Source organism: Comamonas kerstersii, from assembly GCF_008801935.1.
Classification (GTDB): Bacteria; Pseudomonadota; Gammaproteobacteria; order Burkholderiales; family Burkholderiaceae_C; genus Comamonas; species Comamonas kerstersii.
In genome coordinates, this window is sequence record NZ_VZOT01000003.1 from 37,874 (window position 1) to 51,487 (window position 13,614).

Annotated in this window: 10 protein-coding genes; 1 reads left to right on the plus strand and 9 read right to left on the minus strand. The window is 58.9% G+C overall.

Annotation, left to right across the window (positions count from 1 at the left end):
* Nucleotides 1-23 precede the first annotated feature (23 nt).
* From infA to F7P80_RS05470, 3 genes are all read right to left on the minus strand, one after another.
* Complete coding sequence (gene infA / locus F7P80_RS05460; protein ID WP_054065223.1) at nt 24-293, minus strand: translation initiation factor IF-1; 270 nt, start codon at nt 291-293, stop codon at nt 24-26.
* A gap of 21 nt (nt 294-314) precedes the next feature.
* The gene (locus F7P80_RS05465; protein ID WP_058880184.1) at nt 315-551 is read right to left on the minus strand and encodes a hypothetical protein; all 237 of its coding nucleotides are present in this window, start codon (nt 549-551) and stop codon (nt 315-317) included.
* A 413-nt stretch (nt 552-964) separates the two neighbouring features.
* The gene (locus F7P80_RS05470) at nt 965-2,173 is read right to left on the minus strand and encodes an HD-GYP domain-containing protein (RefSeq protein ID WP_170265342.1); all 1,209 of its coding nucleotides are present in this window, start codon (nt 2,171-2,173) and stop codon (nt 965-967) included.
* Nucleotides 2,174-2,756: 583 nt separating this feature from the next.
* Here F7P80_RS05470 and F7P80_RS05475 point away from each other — a divergent pair.
* Complete coding sequence (locus F7P80_RS05475) at nt 2,757-4,385, plus strand: methyl-accepting chemotaxis protein (protein ID WP_151043303.1); 1,629 nt, start codon at nt 2,757-2,759, stop codon at nt 4,383-4,385.
* Nucleotides 4,386-4,564: 179 nt separating this feature from the next.
* Here the strand turns inward: F7P80_RS05475 and F7P80_RS05480 are convergent, their stop codons facing one another.
* From F7P80_RS05480 to nusA, 6 genes are all read right to left on the minus strand, one after another.
* Nucleotides 4,565-5,665, minus strand: coding sequence for an enoyl-CoA hydratase/isomerase family protein (locus F7P80_RS05480; RefSeq protein ID WP_151043305.1), 1,101 nt, complete (start codon nt 5,663-5,665; stop codon nt 4,565-4,567).
* 241 nt (nt 5,666-5,906) lie between these two features.
* On the minus strand, nt 5,907-7,730 hold the full coding sequence (gene typA / locus F7P80_RS05485) for a translational GTPase TypA (RefSeq protein WP_054065549.1): 1,824 nt from the start codon (nt 7,728-7,730) through the stop codon (nt 5,907-5,909).
* Nucleotides 7,731-7,754: 24 nt separating this feature from the next.
* The gene (gene truB / locus F7P80_RS05490) at nt 7,755-8,720 is read right to left on the minus strand and encodes a tRNA pseudouridine(55) synthase TruB (protein WP_054065550.1); all 966 of its coding nucleotides are present in this window, start codon (nt 8,718-8,720) and stop codon (nt 7,755-7,757) included.
* Between the two features lie 4 nt (nt 8,721-8,724).
* Entirely contained in the window at nt 8,725-9,105 is a 381-nt protein-coding gene (rbfA, locus tag F7P80_RS05495) for a 30S ribosome-binding factor RbfA (protein WP_054065551.1), read from the minus strand.
* A 92-nt stretch (nt 9,106-9,197) separates the two neighbouring features.
* Nucleotides 9,198-12,050 carry a translation initiation factor IF-2 gene (gene infB / locus F7P80_RS05500; protein WP_151043307.1) on the minus strand — a complete coding sequence of 951 codons (2,853 nt, stop codon included), beginning with the start codon at nt 12,048-12,050 and terminating at the stop codon, nt 9,198-9,200.
* Between the two features lie 25 nt (nt 12,051-12,075).
* Nucleotides 12,076-13,563: a transcription termination factor NusA gene (nusA, locus tag F7P80_RS05505; RefSeq protein ID WP_054065553.1), complete on the minus strand. Its 1,488-nt coding sequence runs from the start codon at nt 13,561-13,563 to the stop codon at nt 12,076-12,078.
* Nucleotides 13,564-13,614: the final 51 nt, after the last annotated feature.

Below are 13,614 nucleotides of genomic sequence, written 5' to 3' on the forward strand. Positions count from 1 at the left end.
AAGAGGTGGTTGCTCTGTGCGATTTATCGGTGAGGGCGACGCTTGGCGGCCGATGGGCCAGCATGCGAACGCTGCTCGATATGTCGGAAGGTGATGCGGCCCTTGTTCAGGTCATAGGGCGACATCTCCAGGGTGACCTTGTCACCAGCCAGGATGCGGATGCGGAACTTGCGCATCTTGCCGCCGGTGTAGGCAACCAGTTCATGGCCGTTGTCCAGCGTGACGCGAAAACGCGAGTCGGGCAGCACTTCCATGACCTGGCCTTGCATTTCAATCAGATCTTCTTTTGACATGGGATCTCCTTCGATGGGATGTCAGGCAGTCAGGCCCGGCTGTTGCAGCAGGCGCCGGCCTTCACGGCAGGCGTAGCGCAGGGCAGCGGCGGCGGTATCAAAGTCAGGCACAAAACGAAACACGCGATCATGCGTGCTCTGGCCGTGGCCGCTGCGGATGGAAAGCGAGGCGGTGTAGGAACCGCTGTTTGTCAGTTCGGCGGCTGGTGTCAGCGCATATCTGCCGATGACTTCTAAGGTCGGGGAAACGTAGTTCAACAAAGTGGCGCAAGCACAGCGCTGGCGCAGAAAAAAGGTGGCTCAAAAGCAAGCCGCTTTACGCTTTTTTGGGAAAACGTAATTTAGAGAGGACTGGCCCTGTGCTGCATTCCACCGGCGGGGGCCACGCCTGATGGACGGAGGTAAAGAAAAACCGCCTACTGTGGCGGCTGAAAAATCAGACTTACTGCCATGAGCAGCAAGCTCAAAGATGCTCACTCTAACAGAACTTATGCTGCAGTGCGCAAGTCTTGGTGCGGCAAGTTGCAAGGTTATTCCCAAAAAGCAGTACAAAAAACTGCTTTTCCCTTGCTGCATATACGCTTGCAGCTATGTTTTTTATTTGAAAATTTTTCCTCGACGACCCCTTGCAGCACCAGGCACCACCGCCTTTCGCAAGGCCGGGCAATTTTTTATACAGCTTCTGCCTGTGGCTCGACCTGTGTGGGTGGCTCGGGCGGCTGCCACAGACTGGCCCAGTCGATGGCGGCGTACAGTGCTTCAGGCACGGCAACAGGCTGCTCCACCGCATGGTCAGGCTGCGCCGTACTGCGTGGCTGCGGCGGCTGCAGCAGTGCACCACTGCGGTTTTGCACGGCCCACACTTGCATGTCCTGCGGCTTGCGCTGGCGGGTGCGCAGCAGTGCCAGATCTCCATTGTGCAAAGCCACCATGCTGCCGGGCGGGAACAGTGTCAGGCTGCGCACCAGTGCCAGCACCCAGGCGCTGTCATAGGCTGTCTCGCGCTCGATGTACAGGGTCTGCATGGCCTGGCGCGGCAGTCGCGCCGTGCGATTGGCCCGTGATGTGACCATGGCAGCGTAAGAGTCCGCCACAGCCAGCAGGCGCGCACCATCACAGATGGCATCACGCAGCAGGCGCTGTGGGTAGCCCGTGCCGTCACAGCGTTCATGGTGCTCACGCACCACCTGCAGCCAGAGTGGGTCTTTGACACCCATCTGACCCAGCATGGTTTCTGCATAGGCGGGGTGACAGCGTATTTCGGCCTGCTGCTCCGCAGTCAGCGGCCGGGTCTGGGTATCGAGCTGCTGCTGCAGGTCCAGAATGCCCACATCGCGTGTCAGTGCGGCGCAGACCCAGGAGGTGCGCATGTCCTCATCGATCCCTGCTTCAGAAGCAAGCACTTCCACCACAGCAGCGCCCAGCAGCTGCTGCACCACCAGATAGCTGTGGGAGCGGTTGGTATGCAGACCCGCCAGCAACGCATCCGCATCGTCCTTGCAGGCCTGAGCAATCACGTGGGCCATGCCAATGACCAGCATGCGCATGTCGTTGCGCAGCTCACCGGCCAGCAAACTGGCGTGCAGACGCTCCAGGCTATTGGCTAACCGGCGCGTGCGCACAAACACCGGCTCAGCCTTGTGCGGCACACGCTGGCGCGGTGCTGCCACAGGTGCGGCCTGGGCCTCTTCCACCTCCTCGTCTGGAGCTTGCTCATAGATGTAGGCACCGCGCGTGAACAGTGAGTCCAGATGCCGCTGCTGGCGAATCACATAGCCTTCGCGCAGCAGCAGGTTGCCGAACTCGTCATATACCGTCCAGGGCAGCGCCTCATTCAATGCCAGTTCATAAGGAAGAATGCGCCGCATTGTGGTCTTCATTGCTTGCTCCATTGTTTTTCTTGAGCCGGGCGGAGCCACCTGTCAAAGGCGGTGCTCTGCGCTGGTGGCCACAGCACCTGCAGCGCTTATTGGCAATCAAGCAATTAGACGCAAAAAACACACCTTGTCACACTCGGACATTGCGCGTTTTGCGATGACAGACTTCGCTGTCCATGCAGCACATACCAAGCCTTCACGGGCCTTGGCGGTGAACTTATGGGCTGAATAGAGCTGCAAGCTGGATGCTGCAGTGCACCCAAAAGAAACAAAAATCAATATGCACGCACAAGAAAGATGCACACCTTTGCGATAAAGCACTATTTCAGTGCGTTTACATTTGTCGCCCAAATGTCACAAATGCTTCACTATTAAACTGAAGTTGGAAGTCACTTACGTCATCAGAGCTGCCCGCACTGCATAGCAGCGCTGCAGACCGCACACGTCGCACGCACAGGTGAAGCAAATTCACCCCCCTAAAGCTGTGCTGACGGTTCTCCCTGCGTTCTGACACTCCAATCACTTCAGAGACCTGCACACCGATCTGTGCCAGGCCTCCCAATCTTGATCCGACACGAAGGGGAACATGTTTTTCCGTCACTGGTCCATTGGCCGCAAGCTCGCGGCCGTCTTAGCAAGCATTCTGGTTTTATTCATGGGCAGCAGCGCCCTCTCCCTCTATCAGACGCGCGAACAAGACAGAATCCTGAATCACATGGTTGGCGAAGTGCTGCTGACCGAGCGCGCCCTGGCCAACTGGTCCAAGAACGTGACGTCGGGTGTACAGCGCGCAGCAGCCATTGCCAAAAGCACTGACACCAGCCTGGTGGCCTACTTTGACAAGGCCACCAAGGACGCGACCGCCGACACGGCACGCCAGATGAAGATCATCGAAGCCAATCTGAAGTCTCCACACGAGCTGCAGATGCTGGCGGAGGCTTCCAAGCTGCGTGACGCGTATCTCAGCCTGCGCAAGGACATTGCAGCGCTCAAGAATGCGGGGCGCATGGGTGAAGCAGAGCAGGTGTTCACCAACCGCTTTGAGCCCACCATGCAGGCCTACCTGGACAAAGTGGCCGAACTGACCGAATACCAGCGCCAGCAGCTCGACACGATGGCCCATCGCAGCGCAGAACTGCGTGCGGACAGCATGGTGCAGTTGATGATTTTCTCGGCAGCAGCGCTTGCCCTGGGCATCTGGCTGGCCATCGCGGTGACACGCAGCATCACCGAGCCACTGCTGCGCGCCAATGCTGCAGCCAAGGCCATGGCAGCGCTGGACCTGAGCCAGCCTGCACAGACACACTACACACACAATGAGACCGGCGAGCTGCTCCAATCCATCGACCAGATGCGCGATGCCCTGAACCGCACCATGGCCCAGGTGCTGCAGGCCTCACAAAGCATTTCCACGGCCAGCGCCCAGGTGTCCAGCGGCAGCAATGACCTGAGCAGCCGTACCGAAAACACCGCGGCCAATCTGGAAGAAAGCGCGGCAGCCATTGAAGAGCTGAGCACTTCAGCCCAGCAGTGCTCGGACTCCACCCGCCAGGCAGAGCACCTGTCGCGCAACTCGCTGCAGGCCACGCAGCTGGGCTTTGAAAAAGCCAGACTGGCGCAGGACACCATGCAGGAGATCCAGCAAAGCAGCCAGAAGATTGGCGACATCATCGGCGTGATCGACGGCATTGCCTTCCAGACCAACATCCTGGCACTCAACGCAGCGGTGGAAGCTGCACGCGCTGGCGAGCAAGGCCGCGGTTTTGCCGTGGTGGCAGGCGAAGTGCGCACCCTCGCACAGCGCAGTGCTGCAGCGGCCAAGGAAATTCGCCAGCTCATCAACAGCAATCTGCAAAGCGTGACGGCTGGCAACAACCAGGTGCAGGAAGCAGGCGCAGCCATGCGCGACATTCTGGACAACGTGACCCGCGTGCAGGACATCGTGTCAGAGGTCAACGCTGCAACGCTGGAGCAAAGCACGGGCGCCACGCAGATCAACCAGAGCATTGCCCAGCTGGACCAGATGACCCAGCAGAACGCCGCACTGGTGGAAGAATCCAGCGCTGCCGCCGGGCATCTGTACGCACAGGCCGAGCAGCTGCGCAAGCTGGTAGATGCCTTCAGACTGGCAGAGCAGCATCTGGGCAAGCCCAGCCCTGCAGGCACAGCACACCTGGCTGACAACCGCCAGGAGCCTGCACTGCTGGGGGGCTGATTGCCTGCCGGCAGCTATCAAATAAAAAGCTGCCAGCGCTTGATATACAAGGGTTTTGAATAGATTTATTTTTCAAACCCTTTATCTGCAAGCGCTGGCAGCTCTACTTTTTAAATTTCCAACCAACCACCTGTGGTCTGCACAGGTGGTTTTTTTTTCATGTCTTCTCCAGTGCCTGCTCAGCTGTCTTTGAGCGCAGCCAGCGGGTGGGAGTGCGCAGGCCAGGGGCTGACAAAAAAGGCTTTCCACAGGTCTTCAGGCACATCTTCGATGCGTGCAGGGTTCCACTGCGGGTTGTGGTCCTTGTCCACCGCCAGCGCGCGAATGCCTTCCACTGTCTCGCTCTGGCCAGGGCGCAGATAAAAGCAGTGGCGCACCATGTCGCGTTCCATGCGCAAGTCATCCGCCACCCCCAGCTTGCGGGCCCGGCGGATCTGCTCCAGCACCACAAACAGCATCAGCGGTGAGCGCTTGCGCAGCGCTGCAGCCGTGCTCTGTGCCCATGCACTGGCGGTGTCTGCTTCCAGCGCACGAATGATGTCCTGCACGGAAGACAGAGCAAACACACGGTTGATCTCCGCCAGATCACGCAGCGCGCCGGGCGCCTGCTTTGGTGTGCTGGCCTGCACAAAGGCCTGCACGGCATGGCTGTCTGCAAAGGTCTGCACACCCAGCGCATCCCACAACGCGCCCTGCTCTGCGGCGGGCAAAAAGGCATCAGCCAGGCGGAATCCAATAGCATCTGCCGCGCCAATGGTGTCACCCGTGAGCGCCAGCCATTCGCCGACGGCGCCGGGGCAGCGGGAGAGGAAGTAGCCGCCACCCACATCGGGGAAAAGGCCAATGATGGTCTCTGGCATCGCCATCTTGGTCGCTTCCGTGACGATGCGCCAGCTCGCCCCCTGGCTAATGCCCATGCCACCGCCCATGACGATGCCGTCCATGAAGGCGATATAGGGCTTGGGATAGTGAAAGATCAGGTGGTTGAGCGTGTACTCCTCGGTAAAGAAGTCTTCAAGCTGCGGGTTGCCCGTGCTGCCTGCCTGGTGCAGAAAGCGGATGTCTCCGCCTGCACAGAAGTGGCCAAACACCCCTTCCTTGTTGCTGCCACGAATGGCAACCGCCAGCACCTGTGGGTCGTCTTTCCAGGCCAGCAGCTGGGCGTACAGATCACGCACCATGCCCAGCGAAAGTGCATTGATGGCTTTGGGGCGGTTTAGCGTAATAAAACCGACCTGGCCACGTACCTCGGCCACGATGTCTGAACTTGCTTGTGTCATTGCGCTGTGTTCCTTGTGTCTCCTGATGCGGCAACCATAGCGCAGGCCAGCGGCAAACTTTGTCACCCTTGCTGCATTCCTAGGACAAACCATAGGTCAGCGGCAGCGCTCACAACGCCTGTACAGACGCAAAAAAGGCCGCTCCATGGCGGCCTTGGCATAGCTGGGGACATGCCCCAGCTACTGTGCTTAGTGCGACTGGCAGCACACAACAACGGATGACGTGTTGTGTGAGCAGGTCTTAGTCACGCGAAGCGCGCTTGCGCTCGTGTTCCTTCAGGAAGCGCTTGCGAACGCGCAGGCTGGTAGGAGTGATTTCCAGCAGCTCGTCGTCTTCGATGAATTCCACACCGTATTCCAGCGACAGCTCGATAGGAGGTGTGATCTTGATCGCATCTTCCTTGCCGGACACGCGGAAGTTGGTCAGCTGCTTGGTACGTGTTGCGTTCACCACCAGGTCGTTGTCACGGCTGTGGATACCGATGATCATGCCTTCGTACACAGGGTCGCCAGCCTTCACGAACATGCGACCGCGGTCGTCCAGCTTGCCCAGGGCGTAGGTGAAGATTTCACCGTCGTCCATGGAGATCAGCACACCGTTCTTACGGCCGCCGATGTCACCCTTGTGGGGCTCGTAGCCGTCGAAGATGTTGGAGATCAGGCCGGAACCACGTGTCAGGTTCAAGAATTCGTTGGTGAAGCCGATCAGGCCACGTGCTGGAATGCGGTATTCCAGACGCACACGACCACGTCCATCGGGTTCCATGTTCACCAGCTCGCCCTTGCGCTCGCCCAGAGCTTGCATCACGCCGCCCTGGTGGCCTTCTTCGATGTCAGCAGTCACCAGCTCGATAGGCTCGTACTTCACGCCATCGATGGTCTGCATCACCACGCGGGGCTTGGAGACGGCCAGCTCGTAGCCTTCGCGGCGCATTTCTTCCAGCAAAATGGTCAGGTGCAGTTCACCACGGCCGGACACTTCAAAGATACCGTCTTCGTCGGTTTCCTTGACACGCAGGGCCACGTTGGAGCGCAGTTCCTTTTGCAGGCGGTCCCAGATCTGACGGCTGGTCACAAACTTGCCTTCACGACCTGCCAGAGGCGAGGTGTTCACGCAGAAGTTCATGGTCAGGGTAGGCTCGTCAATCTTCAGCATGGGCAGAGGCTGAGGATTGGCAGGATCGGTCACGGTTTCACCGATACCGATGTTTTCAATACCGCTGATCAGCACGATCTCGGAAGGACCAGCTTCGGTGGCTTGCACGCGGTCCAGACCCTGGAAAGTGTGCACCTGGTTGATCTTGCCGGTGTAAGGCTTGCCTTCAGGGCCAGCCATCACAGTCACTTGCTGACCGGGCTTGATCGTGCCCTGGGTGATACGGCCCACGCCGATACGGCCCACGAAGGTGGAGTAGTCCAGCGCAGAGATTTGCAGCTGCAGAGGCGCTTCAGCATCACCCTTGACAGAAGGCACGTGTTCCAGAATGGTGTCGAACAGGGCCGACATGTCTTCGCCCCACTTCTCACCGGGCACGCCCTCTTCCTTGGACGACCAGCCGTTGATACCGGAGGCGTACACAATGGGGAAGTCCAGCTGCTCGTCGGTCGCACCCAGCTTGTCGAACAGGTCAAATGCCAGGTTCACCACCTTGTCGGGGTTCGCACCGGGCTTGTCCACCTTGTTCACCACCACGATAGGACGCAGGCCCAGGGCCAGTGCCTTCTTGGTCACGAAGCGGGTCTGAGGCATGGGGCCTTCTTGCGCGTCGATCAGCAGCACCACGCCGTCCACCATGGACAGCGCACGTTCCACTTCACCGCCGAAGTCCGCGTGGCCGGGTGTGTCGAGGATGTTGATGTGGGTGCCCTTCCAGGACACGGCACAGTTCTTGGCCAGAATCGTGATACCGCGTTCACGTTCGATGGCGTGGTTGTCCATCACGGTGTCAACCACTTTTTCGTGTTCGGCGAATGTGCCGGATTGGCGCAGCAACTGGTCAACCATGGTGGTCTTACCATGGTCAACGTGCGCAATGATGGCGATGTTGCGGATTTCTTTGCTCATACGGTTTCCAAAATGCCACGAGACTTATGCGCGCGGCGTGCCTTCCAAAATTTGTTGAATTTCTAGGGGGCTGAGCAGGCGATCGGGTATCAGCTCCCCACTTGTGATGTGCCCCACACCCAGCAAGGCGCGCGGTTCATCTCCATAAACGGCAACGGCTTCGGCATCGGGCCAGTCACCACGGCGGCGCAGACCGGTCAGAAACCGTCCGCTCTCGCGCGCATCAAGCACCACGCGGGTGTGGGCATGCAGCAGACAATCTGCCGGCTGCACCACATGCAGGCGCTCTTCTTCGGGCATGGCGATCAAGGCATCCAAAGTGATGCAGCGATCGACACCAATGCCGCCCGTATCAGTACGGCGCAGTGAACGCAGGTGGGCACCGCAACCGAGTGCCTCGCCAATGTCCTCTGCCAGTGTACGAATGTAGGTGCCCTTGCTGCACGTCACCGTCAGCTGCAAGGCAGCAAATCCGTCCGCATCCTGACACAAAACCATGTCCAGAGCGTGAATAGTGACGTTTCTTGCAGGACGTTCAATTTCTATGCCAGCCCGTGCGTACTCGTACAGCGCCTTGCCATCTTTCTTGAGGGCACTGTACATGGGCGGCACCTGGCTGATCGGGCCTGTGAACCTGGCCTGCACCTGCGCCAGCAGCTCAGGCGTGTAAGACGCAAGCTCCACAGGACGCTCACGCAGCACCTCACCTTCGGCATCGGCCGTGGTGGTCACCTGCCCCAGACGGGCTACAGCGATATAGGTTTTGGGAGCTTCCAGCTGCAGCTGGCTGAACTTGGTCGCCGCTCCAAAGCACAGGGGCAACACGCCCGTGGCCAGAGGGTCCAGCGTTCCAGTGTGACCGGCTTTTTCGGCGCGCAGCAACCACTTCACTTTCTGCAAAGCGTCGTTGCTGGACAGGCCCAGCGGTTTATCGAGCAGCACCACCCCATGCACAGGGCGCCGCTGCACCCGTGTGCGCGTGGCGTTCATAGGCTTATTGGTTCTCTTCAGGACCGCGCGACGCCACAGCCTTGGCAATCAAGGCGTTCATGTCAGCAGCACGCTCAGTGGTGCGGTCGTAGATGAAATGCAGGGTGGGCACAGTGTGAATGTGCAGGCGCTTGAACAGGCCGTTGCGCAGGAAGCCTGCTGCCTGGTTCAGGGCCTTTTGTGTCTCGTCGGGATCACCCACCAGCAGGCTGAAAAACACTTTGGCGTGTGCATAGTCGGGTGTGACTTCCACACCTTGCAGTGTGACCATGCCTACGCGTGGGTCCTTCAACTCACGGGCGATCAGCTCCGCCAGATCGCGCTGGATCTGGTCAGAAACTTTGAAGCTGCGGTTGGGCGCAGCAGATTTACGTTTAGGTGCCATTAAAAATTGTGAGCTTGTAGCGCTAGTCAGATAAGGGTTTGAAAGCCTTGCGACCTTCAAACCCTTTATTCATCAGCGTTGGCAGCTATAGTTTACAGCGTACGCGCGATTTCCTTGATTTCAAAGACTTCCAGCATATCGCCTTCGCGGATGTCGTTGTAGTTGCGCAGCTTGATACCGCACTCGAAGCCTTCCTTGACTTCCTTGACATCGTCCTTCATACGGCGCAGCGATTCGATCTCACCCGTGTAGATGACCACGTTGTCGCGCAGCAGACGGAAGTGTGCGTTGCGGGTCACGTGACCCTGGGTGATGTAGGAACCAGCCACCGTACCGATCTTGGACGCTACGAACACGGTGCGGATCTCGGCCATACCGATGATCTCTTCGCGCTTCTCGGGAGCCAGCATGCCGGACATGGCAGCCTTCACTTCGTCTACCGCATCGTAAATGATGTTGTAGTAGCGGATGTCCACATCGTTGCCTTCAGCCGTCTTACGGGCCTGGGCATCAGCACGCACGTTAAAGCCGATGATGATGGCCTTCGAAGCCAGCGCCAGGTTGACGTCGGATTCGGAAATACCACCCACGCCGGAGTACACGATCTGCACCTTGACTTCGTCGGTCGACAGCTTGAGCAGCGAGGCAGCCAGCGCTTCCTGCGAACCCTGTACGTCGGCCTTGATGATCAGAGGCAGTGTCTGTACGTTGCCAGCGCTCATCTCGGAGAACATGTTCTCCAGCTTCGCAGCCTGCTGCTTGGCCAGCTTGGTGTTGCGGAACTTGCCAGCACGGTAAGTCGCAATTTCGCGGGCACGGCGCTCGTCGGACATGACCATGAAGTCATCGCCAGCCTGAGGCACTTCGTTCAAGCCCTGAATTTCCACAGGGATCGAAGGACCAGCTTCCTTGGTCTGCTTGCCGTCTTCGTCGACCATGGCACGCACGCGGCCATAAGTCTGACCAGCCAGCACCACGTCGCCCACCTTCAGCGTACCGGACTGCACCAGCACCGTTGCCACGGTACCACGGCCCTTGTCCAGCTGTGCTTCGATGACCAGACCCTTGGCGGATGCATCCACAGGCGCCTTCAGTTCCAGCACTTCGGCTTGCAGCAGCACGTTTTCCAGCAGCTCGTCGATGCCCATGCCGGTCTTGGAGGACACAGCGATGAACGGCGAATCACCACCGTATTCTTCAGGCACCACTTCTTCAGCCACCAGCTCCTGCTTGACCTTTTCGGGGTTGGCTTCAGGCTTGTCGGCCTTGGTGATAGCCACCACGATAGGAACACCAGCAGCCTTGGCGTGCTTGATCGCTTCCTTGGTCTGGGGCATCACGCCGTCGTCAGCCGCACACACCAGAATCACGATGTCGGTGGACTGTGCACCACGGGCACGCATGGCGGTAAACGCCTCGTGGCCGGGGGTATCCAGGAAGGTCACGATGCCGCGAGGCGTCTTGACGTGGTAGGCACCGATGTGCTGGGTAATACCACCAGCTTCGCCAGTTGCCACCTTGGTGCGACGGATGTAGTCCAGCAGCGAGGTCTTGCCGTGGTCCACGTGGCCCATCACAGTCACCACAGGTGCGCGAGGCAGCAGCTCGCCGGTGTAGCGTGCTGCATCCTCTTCGCTGAAGGCTTCTGGGTCGTCCAGCGCTGCCACCTTGGCGGTGTGGCCCATTTCTTCCACCACGATCATGGCGGTGTCCTGGTCCAGCGGCTGGTTGATGGTGACCATCTGGCCCATCTTCATCAGCACCTTGATCAGCTCGGAAGCCTTCACCGCCATCTTGTGGGCCAGTTCGGCCACAGTGATGGTTTCGGGCACGGAAATCTCCAGTGCACGGAATTCCTGCTGCTGAGGCTGGCTGTTGCGCTGGTCGTTGCGATCATTGCCACGACGGCCACCCTTGGGGCCACCACGCCAGTTGCCACGGCTATCACCACCGGCGTCACCGCGGGTCTTGATTTCCTTCTTCTTGCCAGGAGCATCGCTGCCCCATGCGGACTTGGACTTGCCATCCTTGTCCTTGCCGCCGCGACCGCTGGTGCCGGACTTGTCGTCCTTGGCAGCAGTAGCAGGAGCCTTGACAGCCGACTTGGCATCCTTGGCCGGCGCAGCCTTGGGGTCCTTCTTGGCGTCAGCGGCAGGCGCTGCCTTCTTGGGCTCTTCAGGCTTCTTGGCCACCAGCACCTTCTTAGGTGCTGCCATCATGGCGCGAATGGCTTCAGCCTCAGCCAGTGCCTTGCGGCGACGATCTTCCAGATCCTTGGCACGCGCGGCTTCTTCAGCTGCGCGCTGGCGCGATTCTTCTTCTGCCTTGGCACGGGCTTCGGCTTGCGCCTTGGCACGTGCTTCAGCTGCAGCAGCAGCTTCCGCTTGCGCTTCCTTCTGGGCTTCCTTTACCTGACGCTGCTTGGCAGCTTCAGCTTCTGCGTATGCACGCGCGCGCTCTTCAGCTTCGCGCTCCTTACGCTCACGTTCTTCGCGTTCCTGGCGTTCCTGGGCCAATTGGTCTTCCTGTTGTTTGATCATCTCTGCTTGCTTGCGCGCTTCCTCTTCACGGCGTACCAGTTCCTTGGAAGCCTGCGCAGCTTGCGCAGAGCGGGCTGCAGCCTCTGCAGCCACCTCTGGGGTGTCGTCACGTTTGATGAAAGTACGCTTCTTGCGCACTTCCACCTGAATGGTGCGGGCCTTACCTGTGGCATCGGCCTGCTTGATCTCGCTGGTGGACTTGGTCGTCAGCGTGATCTTTTTCTTGCCTTCACTTTCTTGGCCATGTGCGGCTTTGAGGTGAGACAGCAGTTTTTGCTTGTCAGCTTCCGTCAGGACGTCAGTAATCGCGCGCTTAGAAACGCCCGCTGCCTGCAATTGCACAAGCAAGGTTTCGGGGGACTTTTTCAGTTCATTGGCGAACTCTGCAACAGTGTTCAAAGACATATCTCCGTTCTATCCTCCCTGACCCTTATTCCTGACCGTCGGCGAACCAGTGTTCACGCGCCTTCATGATCAAGGCCTTGGCCTCTTCTTCCGACTGGCCGGTCAAATCGGTCAGCTCGTCGATGGCCAGATCAGCCAGATCATCACGCGTCAACACACCACCTGCTGCCAGCTTGGCCACAATCTCGGGTGTAATACCTTCCAAGTCACGCAGTTCCTGCGAGACCGCGCTCACGCTTTCTTCCTGAGCGATTTCCATGGTCAGCAGCGCATCCTTTGCACGGGCACGCAGCTCAGTCACGGTTTCCTCATCGAAAGCTTCAATTTCCAGCATTTCAGACAGCGGCACATAGGCCACTTCTTCGAGGCTGGCAAAACCTTCCGACACCAGAATGTCGGCCAGCTCTTCGTCTACATCCAGCTTTTCCATGAAAAGCTTGCGCGCAAAGCTGGTTTCTTCAGCTTGCTTCTGTGCAGACTCAGCTGCATCCATGATGTTGATCTTCCAGCCTGTCAGGTCAGAAGCCAGACGCACGTTCTGACCGCCACGACCGATAGCGATGGCCAGGTTTTCCTCGTCCACCACCACGTCCATGGCGTGCTTTTCTTCGTCCACCACGATGGACGACACGTTCGCAGGAGCCAGTGCATTGATCACGAACTGTGCGGGGTCTTCAGACCACAGCACGATATCCACGCGCTCACCAGCCAGTTCGTTGGTCACTGCGTTGACACGCGAGCCACGCACACCCACGCAGGTGCCGATGGGGTCTACGCGCTTGTCATGGGACAGCACCGCAATCTTGGCACGACTGCCGGGATCGCGTGCGCAGCTCTTGATTTCCAGCAGACCCTGCTCGATTTCTGGCACTTCATTGCGGAACAGCTCAATCATGAACTCAGGTGCCGAACGCGACAGCAGGATGGGGGCGCCACGCAGTGTCAGATCCACTTCCATGATCATGGCGCGCACGCGGTCGCCATTGCGCAGGTTTTCCTTGGGGATCATTTCGCTGCGACGCAGGCGGCCTTCCACGCGGCCGGATTCGACAATGATGTCGCCCTTGTCCATGCGCTTGACGGTACCGGTGAAGATCTTTTCGCCGCGCGACAGGAATTCGTTGAGCAGCATTTCGCGCTCAGCGTCACGGATCTTTTGCAGGATGACCTGCTTTGCAGTCATCGCGCCGATACGGCCGATGGGCAGCGACTCGATCTGCTCTTCGATGAACTCACCCACTTCAATACCAGGGCTGCGCTCTTCAGCATCCATCAGCAGCTCTTCGGCCTCAGGGTTTTGCAGACCTGCGTCATTGGGCACGACGACCCAGCGACGGAAGGTGTCGTAGTCACCAGTGTCGCGATCGATCGCAACGCGAATGTCCACTTCGCCTTCGTACAGCTTCTTGGTGGCCTGCGCCAAAGCCTGCTCAACGGCGCCAAACACCACATCGCGTTCTACGTTCTTCTCGCGCGAAATGGCCTCAACCAACATCAACAGTTCGCGGTTCATGCGATGACTCTCCTAATTTCAATTCTTTCCAGCGTGGCGCCTGCCGGGACG